At 59.1% G+C, this 21,301-nt stretch carries 16 protein-coding genes; 8 read left to right on the top strand and 8 right to left on the bottom strand.

All coding sequences use genetic code 11. From position 1 onward, the window contains the following. Positions 1 to 31: 31 nt before the first annotated feature. The 8 genes from hemH to K8B33_RS14505 all read right to left on the bottom strand — a co-directional run bounded on the left by hemH (position 32) and on the right by K8B33_RS14505 (position 8,576). Positions 32 to 1,102, bottom strand: a complete 1,071-nt coding sequence (gene hemH / locus K8B33_RS14540) for a ferrochelatase (RefSeq protein ID WP_223427789.1) — start codon at positions 1,100 to 1,102, stop codon at positions 32 to 34. 38 nt (positions 1,103 to 1,140) lie between these two features. Continuing rightward, positions 1,141 to 2,151 carry a 2Fe-2S iron-sulfur cluster-binding protein gene (locus tag K8B33_RS14535; RefSeq protein ID WP_223427782.1) on the bottom strand — a complete coding sequence of 337 codons (1,011 nt, stop codon included), beginning with the start codon at positions 2,149 to 2,151 and terminating at the stop codon, positions 1,141 to 1,143. Further along, entirely contained in the window at positions 2,148 to 2,531 is a 384-nt protein-coding gene (locus tag K8B33_RS14530; protein ID WP_223427781.1) for an MAPEG family protein, read from the bottom strand. Before K8B33_RS14530 ends, K8B33_RS14535 begins: the two co-directional genes overlap by 4 nt. 12 nt (positions 2,532 to 2,543) lie before the next feature. Continuing rightward, entirely contained in the window at positions 2,544 to 3,881 is a 1,338-nt protein-coding gene (locus tag K8B33_RS14525) for a DsbA family protein (RefSeq protein ID WP_223427780.1), read from the bottom strand. Positions 3,882 to 3,907: 26 nt separating this feature from the next. Continuing rightward, positions 3,908 to 5,584, bottom strand: coding sequence for a dihydroxy-acid dehydratase (gene ilvD / locus K8B33_RS14520; protein ID WP_223427776.1), 1,677 nt, complete (start codon positions 5,582 to 5,584; stop codon positions 3,908 to 3,910). Positions 5,585 to 5,623: 39 nt separating this feature from the next. Then, positions 5,624 to 6,985 carry an amino-acid N-acetyltransferase gene (argA, locus tag K8B33_RS14515; protein WP_223427775.1) on the bottom strand — a complete coding sequence of 454 codons (1,362 nt, stop codon included), beginning with the start codon at positions 6,983 to 6,985 and terminating at the stop codon, positions 5,624 to 5,626. Between the two features lie 335 nt (positions 6,986 to 7,320). Continuing rightward, entirely contained in the window at positions 7,321 to 7,914 is a 594-nt protein-coding gene (locus tag K8B33_RS14510) for a hypothetical protein (RefSeq protein ID WP_223427774.1), read from the bottom strand. A 143-nt stretch (positions 7,915 to 8,057) separates the two neighbouring features. Further along, complete coding sequence (locus K8B33_RS14505; protein WP_223427773.1) at positions 8,058 to 8,576, bottom strand: hypothetical protein; 519 nt, start codon at positions 8,574 to 8,576, stop codon at positions 8,058 to 8,060. Positions 8,577 to 9,609: 1,033 nt separating this feature from the next. Between K8B33_RS14505 and K8B33_RS14500 the strand changes: the two genes are divergently transcribed. The 8 genes from K8B33_RS14500 (at position 9,610) to K8B33_RS14465 (ending at position 21,179) form a co-directional block, all read left to right on the top strand. Beyond that, the gene (locus K8B33_RS14500) at positions 9,610 to 11,355 is read left to right on the top strand and encodes a Na/Pi cotransporter family protein (RefSeq protein WP_223427771.1); all 1,746 of its coding nucleotides are present in this window, start codon (positions 9,610 to 9,612) and stop codon (positions 11,353 to 11,355) included. A gap of 211 nt (positions 11,356 to 11,566) precedes the next feature. Further along, the gene (locus tag K8B33_RS14495) at positions 11,567 to 13,309 is read left to right on the top strand and encodes a GspE/PulE family protein (RefSeq protein WP_223428025.1); all 1,743 of its coding nucleotides are present in this window, start codon (positions 11,567 to 11,569) and stop codon (positions 13,307 to 13,309) included. Between the two features lie 75 nt (positions 13,310 to 13,384). After that, the gene (glnE, locus tag K8B33_RS14490) at positions 13,385 to 16,255 is read left to right on the top strand and encodes a bifunctional [glutamate--ammonia ligase]-adenylyl-L-tyrosine phosphorylase/[glutamate--ammonia-ligase] adenylyltransferase (RefSeq protein WP_223427768.1); all 2,871 of its coding nucleotides are present in this window, start codon (positions 13,385 to 13,387) and stop codon (positions 16,253 to 16,255) included. A 122-nt stretch (positions 16,256 to 16,377) separates the two neighbouring features. Then, positions 16,378 to 17,298 carry a branched-chain amino acid transaminase gene (locus tag K8B33_RS14485; protein WP_223427766.1) on the top strand — a complete coding sequence of 307 codons (921 nt, stop codon included), beginning with the start codon at positions 16,378 to 16,380 and terminating at the stop codon, positions 17,296 to 17,298. Positions 17,299 to 17,443: 145 nt separating this feature from the next. Continuing rightward, a complete protein-coding gene (locus K8B33_RS14480) occupies positions 17,444 to 18,265 on the top strand; it encodes a sulfotransferase family protein (protein WP_223427765.1) in 822 nt (273 codons plus the stop codon). A 53-nt stretch (positions 18,266 to 18,318) separates the two neighbouring features. Then, complete coding sequence (locus K8B33_RS14475) at positions 18,319 to 19,272, top strand: glycosyltransferase family 2 protein (protein WP_223427764.1); 954 nt, start codon at positions 18,319 to 18,321, stop codon at positions 19,270 to 19,272. 90 nt (positions 19,273 to 19,362) lie between these two features. After that, entirely contained in the window at positions 19,363 to 20,319 is a 957-nt protein-coding gene (locus K8B33_RS14470; protein WP_223428024.1) for a glycosyltransferase family 8 protein, read from the top strand. Between the two features lie 56 nt (positions 20,320 to 20,375). Continuing rightward, entirely contained in the window at positions 20,376 to 21,179 is an 804-nt protein-coding gene (locus tag K8B33_RS14465; protein WP_223427763.1) for a lipopolysaccharide core heptose(II) kinase RfaY, read from the top strand. Positions 21,180 to 21,301 lie beyond the last annotated feature (122 nt).

Genomic DNA, 21,301 nt, shown 5'->3' with positions numbered 1-21,301 from the left:
GATGGTGGAGCGAGCTGGTGTGGAGTGAACGCTACAGCCGCTCCGCCAACTGCTCAGTCAGTGCCGCATCCCGCTGCGGCACACTCAACCATTGTTCCAGCTGCGGTGACACCAGCGCAGCCAGCGCGTCGATATGTGCAGGCGTTGCGTTCAGGGCGGCGATGTATTCATAGCGCTCGCCGCCGCTCTCCATAAAGTACTCCCGGTTTTCCTCACCGATTTCCTCAATGGTTTCCAGACAATCTGCCGCAAAGCCCGGGCAGAACACCTGCACTGATTTGACGCCCTGCCCTGGCAGGCTTTTCAGGGTTTCATCTGTGTAGGGTTTGAGCCATTCCTCGCGCCCGAAGCGGGACTGGAAGCTGGTCAGGTACTCGCCGTCCGAGAGCTCCAGCGCTTGCGCCAGCAGCCGCGACGTCTTGTGGCATTCGCAGTGATAGGGGTCGCCGTTGAGCAAATAGCGCTTGGGGATGCCGTGATAGGAAAACATCAACGTGTCGGCGCGCCCGTGCTCTGCCCAGTGCTGGCGGATGCGTGCCGCCATCGCCTCGATGTAGGGCGGAAAGTCCGGGTAGTGGCTGATGAAATGCAGGTCCGGCAGCCAGCGTCGCCGCTGAAAATCGGCGGATACCGCATCGAAGGTCGAGCCATTGGTGGACGCGGAATACTGCGGGTACAAAGGCAGTACGATCAACTGGCGAACACCGGCATCCTGCATCCGGTCCAGCGCCGAGGCGATCGACGGGTTGCCGTAACGCATGGCGAATTCCACCACCACGCGCTCGCCGTAGCGGTCTTTCAGGGTTTCGCGCAGGGCCTCGCATTGATCGCTGGTGTGAAACAGCAAGGGCGATCCGCGCTCCGTCCAGACGGTGCGATAGGCGGCGGCAGACCGGCGCGGGCGGATATTGAGAATCACCAGATTCAGAATCAGCCACCAGATCGGCCGGGGCACTTCCACCACGCGGGGATCAGACAGGAATTCCTTCAGGTAACGGCGCAGGGCGCCCGGCGTGGCGGCGTCCGGTGTGCCCAGATTGGTGATCAGTACCCCGATGCGATCGGGCTGCGCGTGCCGAAACTGCGTTGCGCTTTTGAACATGTCCGGGCCTTTCAATCAATGTTGTCGAGTCGATGTGGCTACTGCCGGGGGGCGTAGTCGAACACATCCGAATGAATATTTTCCGGCGGCACACCGGCGGCAAGCAGCGCATCAAAGACGGCCCAGGCCATCACAGGAGAACCGCCCACATGGCATTCTGCACTGGCCGGATCGGTCATGTCGGCGAGGGCAGCTTCGTGGACCAGCCCGCTCCGGTAGCGCTTGTCCGCAGCGTCAGACAGCACCGGCACATACTGCACCTGGCCAGCGCTGGCCCAGGCTTCCGGCAGCGCGGGCAGATATATATCGGCTTCGGTGCGCGCGCCCCAGTAAAGGTATATGGCGTGAGGGAAATGACGCGTCAACAGGTGCTCGATCATGGCTTTGGCCGGCGCAAACCCGGTGGAACCACAGATAAACCACACCGGCCCTGACGGCAGCGTGTCGCCAATCCAGCGTTCGCCACCGGGCAATCGTGCACGCACCACCGGATTGTCACGCAGGTGCGCCATGACCTCCAGGGAGGACGGGTTGTCGGCAGTGTGCCGCACGTGCAGTTCCAGATCGCGGCCGTCGCCGCTGCGGGCATTGGCAATGGAAAACGCGGACGGGCCCTGGGGCAACAGCAATTCAAGATATTGCCCGGCGTACCACTGCACGGCTTTGCCGGCGGGCAGCTTCAGGATCACGCGGCTGACATCGTGATTCAGAGACGTGATATCGGTGATCTGGCAAGCGGCTTCTATGACCGGGAGCTGGCCCGGGGCGGTGATGTCCGGCACATTGATCTCGCAAGGTTCCTGAGCGTGAGCGACGCAGTATAGCACCTGTGCTGCGGCGGCTTCGCCCGCGTAAATGATGCGCCCGTTGCGCAGTTGCACGCTGCCGCGCAGAAGCGTGCCCTGGCAGCGCAGGCAATTGCCATTGCGGCAGGCGCTGGGAAAGCCGAAGCCGGCGCGCAGGCCGGCTTCGAGCAGTGTTTCCGTGCTGTCAGCGCCGTAGCTGGCGCCGCAGCCGGTGACGGTGACGGTGATCAGGTGTTGCGTCATGCGCTCATGATAAACAACGACGCGATGATGGCCATGCCGGCAAACCAGACCAGCGAGCGCAGCGTGGCCCAATCGGCGATATAACAGATGCCGAACAGAACGCGGCTGACAACAAAGGCGATGGCCAGCATGTCCAGCGTGCCCTGGCCGATAGTGCCGACCACCGAGGCAACAATCACGGCAGCCAGAAACGCCGGTGTCACTTCGAAGCTGTTCTGCTGCGCCCAGTGTGCGCGTTTGCGTGCCCCGTTGAGGGCATCGAGAAATTCCCGGGGGTTATGGTTCTGCTTCGGGCCAAAGCCGCCCTGGAATTTGGCGAACCCGGTAAACAGATAGGGCAGAAAGATGGCGACAAGCATGCACCAATATGCGGTGGTCATGGGCTTTCCTCTTTAATTGTGGGATTTAACATCGAGCAAATGTTGTTCAAGGAGTCCGAGGCGGTCCTGGCCCCAGTAGAGAGTGCCATCCAGCATCATCGTTGGCACGCCCCAACTGCCACCGGCCATCATTTCGTCCCGATTGGACGTGGCCCGTGCGATCCATTCCTTGTCGTCCAGCCAGCGGCGGGCCCGGTTCCAGTCCAGCCCGGCTTCTTCGCACAGCGCCTGCAGCCCGGCATCACTGGCGGGGTTGGTCCCCTGGCTCCAGATGCCCCGGGCGGCGGCGCGCAGCCAGTCGCGCAGCTTGCCTTCCTTCTCGGCAAACGGCCAAAGCGCCATGCAGCGCTCCACCCCCGCGCCCACCGGATCACAGATCTTGCCGAAGGGAATCTCGTGCAGCCGCGCTTCCCGCGCCGCATCGTGGAGAATATAAAAACGCTTGGCGCGCGGCACACTCAGGCCGCGCATGACCATGGGCAGCACCGGCCGCACATCCAGCGTCAGGCCATAGTGATCCACCAGGCGATACAGCCGTGGCAAGACGAGCCAGGAATAGGGGCTGCGGAACGAGAAATAGAGTGTGAGTGCCTTGCCCGCCACATGCGGATTGGCGCCGGGCAGTTGCAGGTTCTTGGCGCGCCCGTAGGGGTGTGGCCAGTGCGCGGGCCCCGTGCCGTGGCCATGCTGGCCCAACGCATCCAGCCGACGGGCCAGATGATCCAGACGGTCAATGCCCCAGTACCATTCACCAGCGTAGTGCAGTGTGCCGGTGAGATAGTGACCCTCGCGCAGGAACTGGTCGCGTCGCGCTTCCATGGCCATGCGGGTCTGGTCTTCGGGCATGGGGCTGGATTCGGTGGCCAGTGCGGTCAGTGCATCCTCTCCTTCGGACAGGCCGCCGGCCCAGAGCGCCCGGCTGACGGTCATGGCCAGCGCCATAAAGGACGGGTCCTGTTCGTGACGCAGCAGAATGCGTGTGGCCAGCTGCACGCGGTCGTGGGAGGGGATCTGCCAGTGCTCGGGAAACTCCAGATGGCAGAAGGCGGCCAGCGCAATGGCATCCCGGCGCGCCAGATCGGCCAACAGTTCTGGCTCCGGGTACATTTCCTGATCCAGATACTGCATGACCCGGGGTTGAATCTGCAGGCCGAAGTGCGCGCTGAATGCCGGCAACAGCTGCAGCAACAGCACGGAATAGGGGTCATCCGCACGGAAGTAGAACACCGCACGGTGAGGGCGCCGGGCCAGGCGCCGGCGCAATTCCTGCGTCCGGCGCTGCCAGCGTTGTCTGCCGGGGCTGGTGAGAAAGGCTGCCAGCCGCGGCATCAGGGCGTGCTTGAGACTCATGGGCTGCCCCGCGTTGATGAAGGGAATCAGAGCTTGTCGGTGACCGCCCCCTCGGAGGCTGACGATACCGTGGCGGCGTACTTGGCCAGCACACCGCGTGTATAGGTGCGTGCCGGTGCTTGCCAGCGCGCCCGGCGCCTGGCCAGCTCGGCGTCGTCCACCGCCAGTGTCAGTTCCCGGGTTTCGGCATCGATGGTGATGCCATCGCCGTTCTCCACCAGTGCCAGCGGCCCGCCGTCCAGCGCCTCCGGTGAAATGTGCCCGACCACGAAGCCGTGGGAGCCGCCAGAGAAGCGGCCGTCTGTAATCAGCGCCACGTCCTTGCCCAGGCCCTTGCCCATGACCGCCGACGTCGGCGACAGCATTTCGCGCATGCCGGGGCCGCCTTTGGGGCCCTCGTAGCGGATCACGATGACATCCCCGGCGACTACCTCGCCATCCAGAATGCCACGCAGCGCTGACTCTTCACCATGGTAAACCCGTGCAGTGCCCTCGAAACGCAGGCCTTCCTTGCCGGTAATCTTGGCCACCGCGCCGTCCGGGGCCAGATTGCCGGCCAGTACCACCAGGTGGGAATCTTTCTTCACCGGGGCCTCGAACGGCATGATGATGTCCTGATCTGCCGGATAGTCCTGCACGTCCGCCAGGTTTTCGGCCAGTGTCTTGCCGGTGACGGTGAGCACGTCCCCGTGCAGCATGCCAGCGTCCAGCATGCGCTTCATCAGCGGCTGGATACCGCCGATGGCCACCAGCTCGCTCATCATGTATTTGCCCGAGGGGCGCACATCCGCCAGCACCGGGGTGATCTCACCCAGCTGCACGAAATCTTCCAGCGTCAGTTCCACATCCACCGCGTGGGCCATGGCCAGGAAATGCAGCACGGCATTGGTGGACCCGCCCAGCGCGATGACCACCCGGATGGCGTTCTCGAACGCCTTGCGGGTCATGATGTCGCGGGGTTTGATATCCCGGCGCAGCAGTTCCATCACCGCCTCACCGGCGCGCAGGCAGTCTTCCTGCTTCTCGCTGGAGATGGCGTTCTGCGCCGATGAGCCCGGCAATGACATGCCCAGTGCCTCGATGGCGCTGGCCATGGTGTTGGCGGTGTACATGCCGCCACAGGAGCCCGGGCCGGGGATAGCGACTTCCTCGATCTGCTTCACCTGGATCGGGGTCAACTCGCCGCGGGCATGCTGGCCCACCGCCTCGAACACGGAAATGATGTCGGTGTGGCCATCACCTGGCTTGATGGTGCCGCCATAGACGAACACCGACGGCCGGTTCAGCCGCGCCATACCGATGATGCAGCCCGGCATGTTCTTGTCGCAGCCGCCAATGGTGATCAGGCCATCAAAGCCCTCGCACCCGGCGACCACTTCAATGGAGTCGGCGATCACTTCCCGCGATACCAGCGAGTACTTCATGCCTTCGGTGCCGTTGGAGATGCCATCCGACACGGTAATGGTGTTGAAGATCACGCCCTTGCCACCCGCCTCATTGGCGCCGCGCTCGGCCACCTCGGCAAGCTGGTTGATATGCATGTTGCACGGCGTGACATTGGCCCAGGTGGAGGCAATCCCGATCTGCGGCTTCTTGAAATCCTCGTCGGTAAAGCCCACGGCGCGCAGCATGGCCCGGCCCGGGGCGCGTTCGATGCCGTCTACCATTTTCGAGGAGTACTTGCGGGTGTTGTCGTCAGTCATGAAAAATCACCTGGTCTGTCGGGTCTGGTCGTCAGTGTGTCAAAGCTGTTTGCGAAACACTTTGGATTTGCGTTGATAGTTGTACAGGCTCTTGCGCTCACCGGGCAGCTCTTCCACGGACACCGGCTCAAAGCCCTGCTCCCGGAACCAGTGCGCTGTCTGCGTGGAGAGCACATAGATGGTGGTCAGCCCCTGCGTCCGGGCGCGCCGCTCCACATAGGCCATCAGTTTCTTGCCGCGCTGCGCGCTGCGATAATCGGTGTGCACGGCGACACAGGCCAACTCCGCCGACTGGCCATCCTCGAACGGATACAGCGCCGCGCAGCCGATCACCATGCCATCCCGCTCGATGATGGTGAAGCGCTTGATCTCGGCCTCCAGCAACTCCCGCGAGCGCCGCACCAGAATGCCGGCTTCTTCAAGCGGTGCAATCAGCTCCAGAATGCCGCCGACATCTTCGATATAGGCGCCACGAATATTCTCGTAGTTTTCCCGCGTCACCAGCGTGCCGCAACCATCTCGGGTGAACAGTTCACGCAATAGCGCGCCGTCTTCGCGGAAATTCACCAGATGTGCCCGCGCCACCCCGTTGCTGGCCGCGTGGCAGGCCGCCGTGAGCTGCCGCTCGGTGTGCGGATTGGTGATGATTTCCTTCGCCAGCAGCTGCCCGGCCTCCTGGGGCGAGATCTCCCGCACCAGCGCGCCCGCGCTGTCCTGCACCCCGGCGTCTTCCCCCAGATAGATGATCTTGTCCGCTTTCAGCGCAATGGCGGTGGTGGACGCGACCTCCTCGGAGTTCATGTTGAACAGCTCGCCCGTCGGCGAGCAGCCAATCGGCGACAGCAGCACGATATTGCCGTTATCCAGCTGGCGCTGAATCGCCTCCACCTGGACCCGCCGCACCTCGCCGGTGTGCTGGTAATCAAAGCCGTCCCGCACCCCCACCGGCTTGGCGATGACGAAGTTACCCGACACTACCTGGATACTGGCGTTATGCATGGGCGAATTGGCCAGCCCCATGGAAAACAGCCCCTCGACCCGCAGCCGCACCGCCCCCACCGCATCCAGCGCGCATTCCAGCGCCGCACTGTCGGTGATACGGGTATGCCGCTCGAAGTGAGAATCAATGCCCCGCGCCGCCAGCCGCGCACTGATCTGCGGCCGCGCCCCGTGCACCAGCACCAATCGGATCCCCAGGCTGCTGAGCAGCGCCAGATCGTGAATGATGTGGTTGAAGCTCGGCTCCTCCACCGCTTCGCCCGAGATCATCACCACAAAGGTGCGCCCGCGATGGGCGTTGATATAGGGCGACGAGTTACGGAACCAGGTCACATGGTCCTGGGGTGCCGTAGAGGGCGCCGTAGAGAGCGCGGTCGTATTGCCCGAGGTGTTTTTCGTCATCCTTAGTGCGTCCGGGTCGGGGTAGGTGCAAAGCCCAAAAGGAAGAGTATAAGGGACAGGCACTGAAGGGGCTATGGAGTAAGCGCGACGGGAGCGGAGAGGGCTCCGGACCGATAGTGTTGCCCGTTGGGCGTGCAGAGGTTTCAACCATGTCGCCGGCCGGTAGCCCCTGGGCCTGCGCAGGCATTGCTGGTGGCGCTAACGCACTAACGTAAGGTGGTTGAGAGCCCGCGGCTCGGGCAGAGCTTGTTGCGGCGCAGGTGTGGGGAGCGTGTGGGGCTGGCGTGTCGCCAAGCTTGGCTGCTCGAGGTTGCCGGTTTGCCTTGAAGCAATGTTTACGCGGTTTTTGACTTTGAAAGAATACTGTCTATACGAGAAACAGATTTCGGGGCTAGTCCGCGCAACTCATAATGCCGCCAGTAAAACTTATCATTGCCTTTAATTATAAATGCAGGGATGGACATTAATAGAATTGCAAAAATAAAAGTGAAATATAATGGTCTCAATGGTTTTGAAATGGCATGAGAGTAGAAGTAAAGGAAGTTCCAGGAAATAAGATGCCCAAGGCAGGATGCTAATGAAAGATACAGAATTGTTCCCGAGTGAATGCCTTCTCCGGCCTGTGGCAGCCTGCAGATGGATTCTGAGTAAAAGTATGCGATTGTTGAATCTCTTTTTATCATTGAATTTATTTCTTCTGATATTTTATCATGCTCATCCCGAATCAGGCCGCTCTCGATAAAAACCTCTTTTACAAAAGAAAGGCTTTCAAGGCTCTGTTGCCAGATGGCTTTCTCGGCCAAGTCATGATAGATGTCTTCTAAAGGTAGCTTCTCTGAGTTCTCAATCAGGTAGATGGCCATCATTATAACGGCATGCTTGGATGCGGCGCCTTCCACGGTATTACCAAAAAGATCTTGCTCCTTCATGCCATGTTTCACCATGCATGTGTGGAGCACAGAACTTGATGTCGTTAGAGAAACCAGATTCTTATGCATGGATTGTCTACGTCTCCGTGGTATGACGTTCAGCAGTGGTTGGTGTAGACAGCAGATCTTTGGAGACACAATGCCTACTCGCAGTCGATGAGATAGTCGGGTATGAACTCAACCTCTGCCGGATCAAGGGTTGCTGATGTGACTACGGCGGGTCTCGGGTGATAGCGAGCATAAGTTGCCAAGTCCATCTCCATGCCGGAATGCTCACCGTCCAGCACGCGAACAATGATTCTCAAGTAGTAGGGAACCCAAATCGGTTCGTAGGTCGTGACCTTCGTTATCTCGACCCGAGAGCCTTTCTCAAGGGTTCCGACACGCCAGTCACGCCCATTTTTTATACTCTCTCTCATGGCGAAGCTGGGCTCGCCTCCTTCTGGAAATGAAATCCTCTCCGATTGGAAGACCGTAGCCCTCTTGGCCTGATAGATCTCAAAATTCGTGGCCAGAGCCAGGCATCTTCCAAGCAGGCCCCCGTCGACATCGTTGGGGTAGTAGCCGAAGGAATTGCAGCCTTGAAGGCAGAGCGCCAGTAGTGTGGTCGCCAGTAGCGGTGCCTTTTTCGCATATGAGGTCAGTCTGGTCCTGGCAAACATGGTTGCTCCATCCATGGCAGAGAAGTGAGGCTTAATTATGGGATGTGTGCCCGCGGTGCTTCCGGCGCGCCACCTCCATCTGCCATCTGGTACGGATAATAGGCACTTGCGCCTCGAAAATCCCCGGCATCATGTTGTAGCGCGGCGGGGCATGCCTCCGTCACTCGGGTGTCAGAAGATGCAGTATGCTCAAAAAATTCCTTTAATTATACTCATGCACTCGCCGAGCAAAAAGCAGTGCCTTACCCATGGTGCAAAAATAACATAAGCAATAACAATTAAAACCATAAGAAAAAGCGCTGCAATTTTCTTTGCATGTGTCATTTATATGCCTCGAGTCTCGCTGAAATGCATGTATCCATGTATGAACGAACGTTAAGGACGTTGGAGGCGGTGCTCCCCATCCGTAGAAGGGCAATGATCTAGATACCAGCTTCGCAGAAGTCTTAGATATAGCAAGCATTAGAAATGCCATGCTGAGCTGTTTTAGTGGCGCCAAGGCCAACGAGTTCGCCCGCCGCAAATCCCCGAAGCATTCTGCTGTGCATGCTGCACTTGCAAAGTGCGACTCCGCGAGCAGTATCTGAAGAATATGAAAGAACAGAATCTACAGCTCGGTCCCGGCGGGCAGGGTAATGATCCTCGGGGTGATGATGATGCCGATCATGTGCCCCCCCCACCGCTGAATCCGGTTGGGCGCCACCAGCCACGCAACTGCTGGACGGGGTCCCGCAGCAGGGGGCCGGCAGTGAGTGAATCGCTGAAGCCCCTGCCATCCGGTCCCGGTAACCGGTGACGGGCTCATCATCGCGCTATAGATCAGCACACAGGGCTCCACCATCCATGCCCCGGAAGATGCGGTGAGTCTGGGTGGTGTGCGCAAGTTATTGTTAAATATGATGTTTGCCATTTTTATGACAAGTAAGTTCACAGTGGCATGACGGTTACTTTACAATTCGCGCGCAGCCCCGGAGTGACGCACAGCTGCCGTGTGTGGCGCCTGGAAACGTCGGCGAAACAGAAGGCCTGATTGATGGATTACTCGCTTTTCGATTTCCTGCAGCTGATTGGTGCCCTGGGGGTCTTCATCTTCGGGATGAAGATCTTCAGTGAGGGGCTGCAGAACGTTGCCGGCGACCGGCTGAAGAGCATCCTCAGCGGTATGACGCGCAACCGGGCCACCGGGGTGGTGACGGGCTTTGCCACCACGGCGATCACCCAGTCGTCGACCACCACCACGGTCATGACGGTCAGCTTCGTGAATGCCGGGCTGCTGACCTTTGTACAGTCCACGGGCGTGATCATGGGGGCCAATATTGGCACCACCATCACCGCCTGGATGGTGGCGCTGTTCGGCTTCAAGTTCCAGATCACGCCGATTGCGCTGGCGGTGATCGGCCTGTTCTTCGCCTTTCTTTTCTCCAATAACAGCCGCTGGCGGAACATCGCCGAGGCCATGGTCGGCTTCGGTATCCTGTTTATCGGCCTGGAGTTCATCAAGGGCTCGGTGCCGGATATCCACAGCAACCCGGCGATGCTGGCCTTTCTGGACAGCTTCTCGGATTACGGTTACCTGTCACTTGTGCTGTTTGTCTTTGTCGGCACCATTCTGACGCTGATGACCCAATCCTCTTCAGCGGCTACCACCATCACGCTGGTGATGCTGTTCGAGGGCTGGATATCCTTCCCGATTGCCGCTGCCATGATTCTGGGTGAGAACATCGGCACCACGGTGACGGCCAATATTGCTGCGATGGTGGGTAACGTGCATGCCAAGCGGGCGGCGCGGTTCCACTTCTTCTTCAATATTATCGGCGTCATCTGGATGATGGCCATCATCTATCCGGTGCTGCATCTGATGGACAGCATCCTGCAGATGACCACTGGCAGCACCGTGTCGATCATGGCGGGGGACGTTGAATCACGCTCGAATGCCACCTTGGCGTTATCGCTGTTCCATACCACCTTTAATGTGCTGAACGTGGTGCTGCTGTTCGCCGCCGTGCCCTATCTGGTGCGTTTCGTGGAGTATATCCAGCCGGATCGGGGCGGCGAGGAGGATGAGTTCCACCTGCGTTACATCAGCGCGGGCGTCATGGTGTCACCGGCGTTGGCGCTGGAGCAGGCGCAGAAGGAAACCCAGCAGTTCGCGACACTGGTGGAAACCATGCATGACGCGGTTAATGAGCTGTTGTTCAACCCCGATGTGGACAGCATCAAGGCCATCGAGAAGATTCACAAGTATGAGCAGGCCACCGACCAGCTGGAGATCGAGATCTCCGATTACCTGGTGCGGATCAGTGAGCGGACGCACCTTGAGCACCAGACGACCGAGCGTATCCGCTTTATCCAGACCATGATCAACGATCTGGAGCGTATCGCGGATATCTACTATCAGATCGCCAAGCTGACGGAGCGGATGAAGGAATCCGGCTCTGGCTGGCCGGAAGAAGCCAGCCAGGAGATGCAGCAAATGATGGCGGCGTTGCGCGACGGGATTCAGTTCATGAACGCCAACGTAGCCAGGGCGCCGAGTCTGGTGGATCTGAAGCGGGCCATTGAGCTTGAAGACAAGGTCGACCTGTTGCGTGACCAGTTCCGTGACAATCATTTCACACGCCTGGAAAAGAGTGCCTACGCGCCGCGCGCCGGGGTGATCTTTATCGATATCCTCAACCGGCTCGAGCGTATTGGTGACCATGTGCTCAACGTCAACGAGTCCGCCTCGGGGCGCCGGCTCAAGGCAATGCGCATCATTGGTGGCAAACTGTCGATCTGATGGTCGTACGAGTGTGACCGGCGTCTGATCGCGGCGGCATGTCGCGCTTGACGTCGGCTGCGGGACGCTGGACGCTAGATGGATCAGACCGGGGGCTGTGCTGTCAGACCGTCCGCCCGGCAAACCACTGATCTGCAAGGGGAACTGCTTGTCTGCCAAGGCTGCCTCGCCCGGCGCTCACGCCGGCCTGGAAATAGACGTGCGCTGGGTCATGCGCGAACTGCTGGATGAAGGCAGGGTATCTCGCGAAGACTACAACGTGATCTCCACGACCCCGCGTGAAAAGGAGGAAATAGGCTGGCATCCGCTGCAGATCGTGGCGAAATACCGCATTGCAGACCGTGGCGAGAAGGGCGGCATACTGGATCTGGACCGTCTGACCGCCTGGCTGGCGGGGCGCGCCGGATTGCCCGTTTTCCACATTGATCCCCTCAAGGCCGAGGTGGAGCAGATCACAACCCTGATGTCCTACGCCTTTTCCGAACGCCACGGCATTCTGGCCGTGGAAGTGAACAGGGAAAAGGTGGTGGTGGCCTGTGATCAGCCGTTCCGGCGGACATGGGAGGAGCACCTGAGTCATGTGCTGCGGGAGCGGGAGCTGGAGGTCGTGCTGGTCAATCCCGAGCAGCTGCGCCGCTATCGCATCGAGTTCTACAACCTCAGCCGCTCCATGGCCGGCGCCCGTGACCGGGGCGGCCAGAATGCCAGCGCCGTCACCAACTTCGAGCAGCTGCTGGAAGTGGGGCAGAGCAAGGGCACACCGGATGCTGATGATCAGCATGTGGTGAATATCGTCGACTGGATATTGCAGTACGCCTTCGGCCAGCGGGCCAGCGACATTCATCTGGAGCCACGCCGGGACACCGGGCGCATGCGGTTTCGTATTGATGGCGTGCTGCACGACGTATACGAAATGCCCGCCGCCATCATGGCGGCCGTGACCAGCCGGCTGAAGATTCTCACGCGCCTGAATGTGGCCGAGAAGCGCAAGCCCCAGGATGGCCGTCTGAAGACCAAGACGCCGGACGGCGATGAGGTGGAGCTGCGTATCTCCACGCTGCCCACCGCCTTCGGCGAAAAGATGGTGATGCGGATCTTTGATCCGGACGTGCTGGTGCGCAGTTTTGACCAGCTGGGGTTCTCGAAAGAGGATTTCGCCACCTGGCAGCGCATGACCAGCAATAACAACGGCATTGTCTTCGTGACCGGCCCCACCGGGTCGGGCAAGACGACAACGCTTTATTCGACGCTGAAGCTGCTATCCACCCCCGAAGTGAATGTCTGCACCATTGAAGACCCGATCGAGATGGTCGAGCCCAGCTTCAACCAGATGCAGGTCCAGCATGGCATTGATGTGGGCTTTGCCCAGGGCGTAAAGGCGCTGCTGCGGCAAGACCCGGACATCATCATGATCGGTGAGATCCGCGATCTGCAAACGGCGGACATGGCCATTCAGGCGGCGCTGACCGGGCACCTGGTGCTGTCCACATTGCATACCAATGATGCACCCAGCTCCGTCACGCGCCTGATTGATCTGGGCGTGCCGGCCTACCTGGTGACCGCCACGGTGGTCGGGGTGATGGCCCAGCGGCTGGTGCGCACACTGTGCCCGCACTGCAAGGCGGCGGTGCCCACGGACCCGGCGGCCTGGGAAGAGCTGACCCGACCCTTCAAGATCAAGGCGCCGGAACAGGTCTATCGCCCGGTGGGCTGTCTCGAATGCCGGGGCACCGGCTATCTCGGCCGTATGGGCGTCTACGAGACCATGCCCATGAGCACGGCGCTCAAGGGCGTTATCAGCCGGGGCGGCGATCTGGAGGCGATTACCCGGGCGGCGTTGAAAGCGGGCATGAAGCCGCTGCGCATCAGCGGCGCACAAAAAGTCGCGCGCGGGCTGACCACGGTGGAGGAGATCCTGCGTGTGACGCCGCAGCAGGATGTGTTGTTGGGATAGATGTGTTGCCGGGGCCGTAGCACCGGCGGTGCTCGCCCTTTCTTTCTGCTTCGTCACCACCGACAATAGCGCCGCATGACAACGTCACCTGATTTCACATCCCTGCCGGCCCCGTTGGCCGAGGCACTTTCTGCGCACTGGCAACGCTTTGCCGAGGTGGGCGGCGTGCTGCCCGATGCACTGGCCCCCGATCTGGTCAAGGTCTGGACCGGCTCTGACTACGTGGCGGAGCGCATGGCGCGCTCCCCCGAGCTGCCCGCGTGGCTGGCCGAGCCCGGCCGACTGAGCGAGCCGCTGGACGCGACAACACTGGCGCAGGATATCGACAACGTGCTGGCCGAGGCTGACGACGACATCAGCCTTCAGGCGGGCCTGCGGCTGCTGCGCCATCGGCATATGACGCGCATCATCTGGCGCGATCTCTGCGGATACGGGGACTACCACAGCACCGTGGCGGATCTGTCCCTGCTGGCGGATACGCTGATCGATGCTGCCCTGACCCGCCTGTATCAACGCGCTTGCGACAAAGAGGGCACGCCCCTGGGCCCGGATGGCCAGCCTGTGCGTCTGGTGGTCTTCGCCATGGGCAAGCTGGGTGCCCGCGAACTCAACCTGTCCTCGGACATCGACCTGATTTTTGCCTACGAGCACGAGGGCGATATCGAGGGCCACCGGCGTGGCATGAGCCACCATCAGTTCTTTGTGCGTCTGGGCCAGGCCCTGATCCGCATGCTGGATCAGGCGACGGCAGATGGCTTTGTCTTCCGCGTGGACATGCGGCTGCGCCCCTGGGGCGGTGCCGGGGCGCTGGCCATTGGCTTTGACGCCATGGAAGGTTACTACGAAGAGCAAGGGCGTGAGTGGGAACGCTACGCGATGGTCAAGATCCGCGCCGTGGCGGGGGACACCGTTGCCGGCGAGCGCATGATTCGTCGCCTGCAACCGTTTGTGTATCGGCGCTATATCGACTACGGCGCCTTTGCCTCGCTGCGGGAAATGAAATCCCTGATCGAGCGCGAAGTGCGCCGCAAGGGCATTCAGTCGGATGTGAAGCTCGGCCCCGGCGGCATCCGCGAAGTAGAATTTATCGTGCAGGCGTTTCAGCTGATCCGTGGCGGGCAGCTGCCCGGGCTGCGCCGCGCCAATCTGCTGGAAGTATTGCCGCAACTGGTGGAGCAGGACCTGTTGCCCGAGGAGGTTGCCGAAGAGCTGCGTGACGCCTACGTGTTCCTGCGCAATGTCGAGCACCGGTTGCAGGCCGTGGCAGACCGCCAGACCCAGCGTCTGCCGGAAAACGAGGACGGCTGGGCGCGTCTGGCCCTGGCCATGGGCTTCCGGGATCGACGCAGTTGTGAGCGTGCTCTGGCCCGTCGCCGCGAACAGGTGCGCTACCACTTCAGCCAGGTGATTGCAGACCCGGAATCAGAGCAGCAGGACGTGGAAGGCGCAGACCGCGAGTTACTGGATCTGTGGCTGGGCATGCTGGATGACACGGCTGCCGTGGCACTGTTGGAAGGCGTCGGCATTGCCGAACCCGAGCCGATGCTGGCGCAGCTTGAAGCGTTCCGCGAGGGGCGCGCGGTGGCCAACATGCAGACCATCGCCCGCGAGCGGCTGGACCGGTTGATGCCGCGCCTGCTGGAAACCCTGGGCTATCAGCAGGTGGGCCCGGTGACCTGCGAACGGGTGCTGGCGTTTCTGGAAGCGGTGCTCCGCCGCTCTGCCTACATCGCGCTGCTGGTGGAAAACCCGCATGCCCTGACGCAGCTGGTCAAGCTCTCCGGCGCCAGCCCCTGGATTGCCGAGCAGATGACCCGGCATCCGGTGCTGCTGGATGAATTGCTGGACGCGCGCACGCTCTATTCGCCACCGCAACGCAGCGAGCTGGACGATGAGCTGCGTCAGCAGTTGCTGCGCGTGGCCGAGGATGATCTGGAGCAGCAGATGGAAGTGCTGCGGCACTTCAAGCAGGCGCATCTGCTGCGCGTGGCGGCCTCCGAGGTCACCCAGGTATTGCCGCTGATGAAAGTCAGTGACTACCTGACCTGGCTGGCGGAGGCCATTCTGCATCAGGTGGTGCAACTGGCCTGGAAGCCGCTGGTGGCGCGCCATGGCCGGCCGCACCGGGAAGATGGTCAGCCCTGCACGCCGGACTTTGTCGTGGTCGGTTACGGCAAGCTGGGCGGCATCGAGTTGGGACACAACTCGGATCTGGATCTGGTGTTTCTGCATGATGCGGACAGCGGCGGCAATACCGACGGCGACAAGCCCGTGAGCAACGAGCAGTTCTTCGCCCGTCTTGGTCAGCGCATCATTCATATCATCACGACACGCACCATGAGTGGCCAGCTCTATGAGGTCGACAGCCGTCTGCGGCCTTCCGGGTCGGCCGGCTTGCTGGTCAGCTCCATGCGCGCCTTTGAGAAATACCAGCGTGAACGTGCCTGGACCTGGGAGCATCAGGCGCTGGTCCGGGCACGGGTCGTGGCCGGCTGCCAGCGCGCCCGGGAGCGCTTCAATGCGATCCGTGAGGCCGTGCTGTGCGAGCCTCGGGACGCTGACGCACTGCGCAAAGAGGTGCTGGCGATGCGCGAGAAGATGATCCAGCATCTCAGCAGCGGGGACCGGGGTGGCCGCTTTCACATCAAGCAGGACCCTGGTGGTATCGTCGATATTGAATTTATGGTGCAATATGGCGTTCTGCGATGGGCCTCACAGCACAGTGACCTGACCCGGTTTACTGACAATGTGCGGCTTCTGGAGACCCTGGCAGTACTGGATCTGATGCCGGCCCACGACGCCGGCCTTCTGCGGGAAGCGTACCTCGCTTTCCGATCTGCGGCGCATCGATTGGCACTTCGCAATGAACCCTCCGAGGTGGACGTCGGCGAGTTTGCCGAGCTGCGCGAAGGGGTGCGTGTGATCTGGGATAAATGGTTTGCCTGACCAGCACACAGTATTGGCACGTAAATTGGCACGTAAAGTATCAGCAGGTTAATTGGCAGGCTGGTCGCTCATTGAGGCGAGCCAGCGTTCTACAGCATTGATTTTTCGGGAGTATGTGCGCCATGTCGATGGCAGATCGTGACGGCTTTATCTGGCTGGATGGTGAGATGGTTCCCTGGCGTGATGCCCGGATCCATGTACTGACTCATACATTGCATTACGGCATGGGTGTGTTTGAAGGCGTGCGCGCCTACGAAACCCCGCGGGGGCCGGCAATTTTCCGTCTGCAGGACCATACTGATCGGCTGTTCCGCTCGGCGCACATTCTGCAGATGAAGCTGCCATTCACGAAAGAGCAGGTCAATGCTGCCCAGATCGAAGCCGTGCGCGCCAATGGCTTGCCGCACGCTTATCTGCGCCCCATGGCGTTCTATGGCAGCGAAGGCATGGGCCTGCGCGCCGCCAACCTGAAAGTGCACCTGATGGTCGCGGGCTGGGAATGGCCGGCCTATATGTCGCCGGAAGCGCTGGAAGTGGGCATCAAGGTGCGTACCAGCTCTTATACGCGCCACCACGTCAATATCACCATGTGCAAGGCCAAGGCCAATGGCAACTACATGAACTCGATGCTGGCGCTGAACGAAGCCCTGTCCGGTGGCGCCGATGAAGCGCTGTTGCTGGATAACGAAGGCTACGTGGCGGAAGGCAGTGGCGAAAATATCTTCCTGGTACGCGATGGCGTGCTCTACACGCCGGAGCTGACCTCCTGCCTGGACGGCATCACCCGTCGCACCATCTTTACCCTGGCGGCGGACTGCGGTTACGAAGTGCGTGAGAAGCGCATTACCCGCGACGAGGTCTACGTTGCTGATGAGGCGTTCTTCACTGGCACGGCGGCGGAAGTTACGCCGATTCGTGAGCTGGATGGCCGCCTGATCGGCGAAGGGCGGCGTGGGCCGATTACCGAGCAACTACAGGCGCTTTACTTTGATGTCGTGCAAGGTAAGGCTGAAAAGTATGGTGGCTGGCTGACGTTGGTCTGATGCGGCGCCTGCTCGCTAATGAGAAAAACCACCCAGGCTGAGAGGGATATCCCGGGGCGGCAAAGTACGGCTTCCCCCCAATTAAGAGCACGGATGGCTGTTGGTCTCCAGAATGGCAATCCGAGTTGCGATCTGGTTTTTTGAGATGAAAGTAAAGTATCAGGTGGATCATCATATGAAGCTGGGCAAGTATGCCCAGCTCATGAAGAAGGTGGCGGCAAGAAAGCTCGAGGACTTGCTGTCGCGAAATATTCCCCACGGCGACTCATCTCCCCCTATCGTGCTGGTGGTTGGCTGTGGCCATAGCGGCACCACTCTAATCTCTGCGAGGCTGGGGAATCATCCGGACGTTCTGGCGATCGGGCGTGAAACCAGGCTGCTATTCCCTAACAGAAACTCTCTGTCCGCTGCATCACGAATCATCGATGAATGGTTCTACTTTTGTGAGCATCTGAATAAGAAGGTCGTGCTCGAGAAAACGCCAAAGCATATCCATCTTGTCGAAAGAATGGCGTCTCTGACGGATAATTTCAAAGTGGTCGCAATGGTGAGGAACCCTTTGGATAACATCGCGTCGCTTTACAAGCGGTTTGCTGATATCGAATATAGCGTAGAGCGCTGGCTCTATGATAATGAAGCGCTTCTGAAGATACAGCCAGATAGGCGCGTAAAAGTTGTAAGGTATGAAAATCTGACTTCTGATCCGATGAGGGTTTTTTCTGAGGTTTCTGATTTCATTGGAATCGTACGTTCGGAAAGCGTTCTGGCTGCTGGAAATACGGTGTACGATGTGAGTGCCTTGCAAGGAAATATGAAAATTCGGCAGGGTCAGGTCAGAGCCGAGATTAGAGTGAATAACGGAAAGTGGCGTGACAGCTTGACCGATGATTGTGCAGAGAAGATCCTTGAGCGGACTCGCCCTCTTGCAGAAAAGTTCGGCTATGATGGCGGCTTGTGGCTGGCCTAGCCAATCTTTGGGGGTGGGCCCAATCTTGAGGTCGATCTGCGCCGGGAGTGACTATGAACAGGGTGCAGAAGATATGCATCACAGTATGTACGCTGGGCCGTCCTGAAATGTTGAGGCGCTGCCTCGCTTCATTGGTGGGGCAGAAGGTTCCCGCAGGCTACAGTGCAGTCATTATCGTCGTGGATAATGATCAATCCCGCTCCGCACAATCTGTAGTCGATGATTTCCAGGATGAATCAGGCGTAAGGCTTCATTACGAGATGGAGTCAGAGCGGGGTATACCATTTGCACGCAACCGAGCGCTCGATACTGCATTGAAGATGGGGGCAGACTGGATAGCTTTTATAGATGATGATGAAGTGGCTGAAGCTGGCTGGGTCGAGGCCTATTGCGCTGCTGTGCGGGAATACGGGGCAGAGATATTTATGGGGCCAGTCCGGTATGAATATCCGCCTGAAACACCGTCCTGGATGATGAGGGAAGGCAAACATTGTAGTGAAACAGGCGCATGCCTGGATCAGGTATATACGTACAACACATTCATGCGCGCTGATATCGCTGCTCCAGATGGGTTGGGGCTTCGTTTTGATGAGAGGCTCCGCTATACAGGGGGCAGTGATAAGGCCTATTTTTCCGAGGCGTTGCGTTTCGGTAGAACTGCTGCGTTTGTAAAGGCTGCTATTGTCAGGGAGGAAGTGCCGAGATCAAGGGTTACCCTGAAATGGCAGTATGAGAGAACCATGCGGGTCAATGCGCATAATGCGAGAATGAGGGTGGAGCAGAAAGGTGCTTTCCGCGCTTATGCTGGTTTGTCATTGCGGTGTATTGAGCGATTTGCCAAAGCTGCCATTTTACTCACTGCCGCAGCGCTTTTATATCCCGTAAATAGAGAGAAATCAGGGGCTTTTTTCTATTCTGCCATAAGGAAAATTGCGCAGACCGAAGGCGATATTCGCGGTGTACTTGACAAATTGCCTGAGCCATACAGAAGGATTGACGGGCACTAGATAACATCTGTTGCGCAATTTTTCCCATGATCCGCTCTGGCATGTCAGTGTTGGTCTTCTGGAGATGGAGGTGAAGATATTGTGAGAGATATGATTGAGAAAGCGGCTCCTGGTGATGGCGCTATTCATGTGGCGTTGTGCTGTGATGAAAATTATGCCGCGTTCTCTACTGTGGTCATGCTCTCCGCCATACGCAGTGCCCGGCGCCCGGGCGCCCTTTTCTTCCATCTTGTATCCAGCGGTGTGTCTGCAGAAACCAGGTTGCTGATAGAAAAGGAAATTCACTCGCACGGTGCGCAGATACAGATATATGAGGCAGACAAGGCCTCGCTTTTTGACAAACTTCCTGCGGGCCGATTCGGACATGCTGTCTATCAGCGAATCTTGCTCGGTGAGTGTTTGCCGAAAAGTGTCAGCAGAGCCATCTATCTGGATGGCGATGTCTTGGTCAAGCAAGATCTGGAGGCGCTTTGGAGTACTGATCTTCGTGGCTTTCTCCTTGCAGCTGTGGAGGACCTCTCCCGATCGGCCTGCAAGACGTTAGGCATTCCGCGATCTGAGTACTTTAACTCCGGTGTTCTGTTGATGGACTTGGGGCGGTGGCGGTCGGAAGGCGTGCATTGGCAGGTGGCGGAGTATGCTGCCCAGAACGCACACAGGCTACGCTATGTAGATCAATGCAGTCTGAATGCTGTGCTGCAGGGGCGTTGGCTGCGTTTGCATCCGAAGTGGAATGTGCAGGCCGGGATCTACAAGACATTAAGAAGATATCCCGAGGGTAGCGGTTATGGGACGAATGAGCTCATGGCGGCGGCTGCATTACCGGGAATAATTCACTATACGGGTAAGAGGAAGCCCTGGCTTCAGTATTGCTTTCATCCGGAAAAGCTGGCGTTTCGCGATATTCTGGATGGGCTCGTATGGGTGGACCGTCATCCATCTCGGCGCGGGTTGCGCGAAAAGCTGATTTACTTTCTTGCTGTGCGGCATCATTTAAAAGCATTTTTGTATAAGAGATTAACCAGGAAGCTGAGAAGCGATACCTAAGGCCGGAGATGTGATGTCATTGGGAAGTGCTGCTGCAACATCGAACGGGGGGAGGTATGTCTACTGAAACCCGTTACCGTCACTACAGGATCAGGAGTGAGCTGCCTGAGCGGGAGATGCAGGCACTCGTTGATGATTGCCTGAACGGCTCTCTGAGGGTCGTCAAGGAAATAAAGAATAATCAACATAATTTTGTTGCCGTGGTCAGCGATGGAACCCCGGAGGGGCTGATCGTGAAGGTGCCCCGCAAGCGAAATAGACGGCTGTGGGAGCGGGTGCTTACTTTCTTCCGGGATGGGGAGTCCTTTCGTGTTTTTGAGAGCCATCAGCTACTGCGAGAGCTTGGCTTTTTCTGTCCCGAGGCTGTGCTCGCCGCAGAGCGGCGTCGTTTCGGGGTGGTTGTGGATAGCTTTATCATGTACCGCTATCTGCCGGGGGAGCCTGCTTCCAGGGAGGATGCTGAGGACGTCTCCAGTGAGTTGATGGCGCTGCATGGAAAGGGATACACACGGGGCGACCCCAAGTCGATTAACTTTCTGATATCCGGGGGGCGTGTCGCATTCATTGATTTCAGGTTGTCACGCCCGAGGCTCTTCAGGAAACATAATGTGCGCATGGAGTATGCTCATTTGCTGCATACCCTCCCGGAAGCGATTCATTACCTCCCTGAAGAAGAAAGGAATGCTTTGGGTTTCCGATTCGCGACATGGCTGCGAAGGGCTATTTCGGATATGCGGAGCAAGAAGCGAGATATCAGGGAAGCGGTGGAGCGCCATAGCCGGCACTTGAAGCTCTTCCTGTTGCTCCTTGGTGTGCTGATGATTGGTCTTCTGGGCGTGTCCAGTTGGTTAGCAGGCTGATACATACCGCATTGATTGCCTGATGAGGTATCTCCCACTCAGGTTTTTGCTAATTTAAAGACATGTTACGCTTGGTCCCTTGTGCAGCTTGCCGGATTTTGTTGAGCTGCTATGTCCTTTGT

It is taken from the genome of Alcanivorax limicola, assembly GCF_019931215.1.
Lineage (GTDB): Bacteria > Pseudomonadota > Gammaproteobacteria > Pseudomonadales > Alcanivoracaceae > Isoalcanivorax > Isoalcanivorax limicola.
This window is presented reverse-complemented; position numbering and strand designations above follow the sequence as displayed.

Excerpts from the sequence above, each read along its gene's own strand:
- hemH (WP_223427789.1), bottom strand. The coding sequence starts at position 1,102 with ATGTTCAAAAGCGCAACGCAGTTTCGGCACGCGCAGCCCGATCGCATC.
- K8B33_RS14535 (WP_223427782.1), bottom strand. The coding sequence starts at position 2,151 with ATGACGCAACACCTGATCACCGTCACCGTCACCGGCTGCGGCGCCAGC.
- K8B33_RS14530 (WP_223427781.1), bottom strand. The coding sequence starts at position 2,531 with ATGACCACCGCATATTGGTGCATGCTTGTCGCCATCTTTCTGCCCTAT.
- K8B33_RS14525 (WP_223427780.1), bottom strand. The coding sequence starts at position 3,881 with ATGAGTCTCAAGCACGCCCTGATGCCGCGGCTGGCAGCCTTTCTCACC.
- ilvD (WP_223427776.1), bottom strand. The coding sequence starts at position 5,584 with ATGACTGACGACAACACCCGCAAGTACTCCTCGAAAATGGTAGACGGC.
- argA (WP_223427775.1), bottom strand. The coding sequence starts at position 6,985 with ATGACGAAAAACACCTCGGGCAATACGACCGCGCTCTCTACGGCGCCC.
- K8B33_RS14510 (WP_223427774.1), bottom strand. The coding sequence starts at position 7,914 with ATGAAGGAGCAAGATCTTTTTGGTAATACCGTGGAAGGCGCCGCATCC.
- K8B33_RS14505 (WP_223427773.1), bottom strand. The coding sequence starts at position 8,576 with ATGTTTGCCAGGACCAGACTGACCTCATATGCGAAAAAGGCACCGCTA.
- K8B33_RS14500 (WP_223427771.1), top strand. The coding sequence starts at position 9,610 with ATGGATTACTCGCTTTTCGATTTCCTGCAGCTGATTGGTGCCCTGGGG.
- K8B33_RS14495 (WP_223428025.1), top strand. The coding sequence starts at position 11,567 with ATGCGCGAACTGCTGGATGAAGGCAGGGTATCTCGCGAAGACTACAAC.
- glnE (WP_223427768.1), top strand. The coding sequence starts at position 13,385 with ATGACAACGTCACCTGATTTCACATCCCTGCCGGCCCCGTTGGCCGAG.
- K8B33_RS14485 (WP_223427766.1), top strand. The coding sequence starts at position 16,378 with ATGTCGATGGCAGATCGTGACGGCTTTATCTGGCTGGATGGTGAGATG.
- K8B33_RS14480 (WP_223427765.1), top strand. The coding sequence starts at position 17,444 with ATGAAAGTAAAGTATCAGGTGGATCATCATATGAAGCTGGGCAAGTAT.
- K8B33_RS14475 (WP_223427764.1), top strand. The coding sequence starts at position 18,319 with ATGAACAGGGTGCAGAAGATATGCATCACAGTATGTACGCTGGGCCGT.
- K8B33_RS14470 (WP_223428024.1), top strand. The coding sequence starts at position 19,363 with ATGATTGAGAAAGCGGCTCCTGGTGATGGCGCTATTCATGTGGCGTTG.
- K8B33_RS14465 (WP_223427763.1), top strand. The coding sequence starts at position 20,376 with ATGTCTACTGAAACCCGTTACCGTCACTACAGGATCAGGAGTGAGCTG.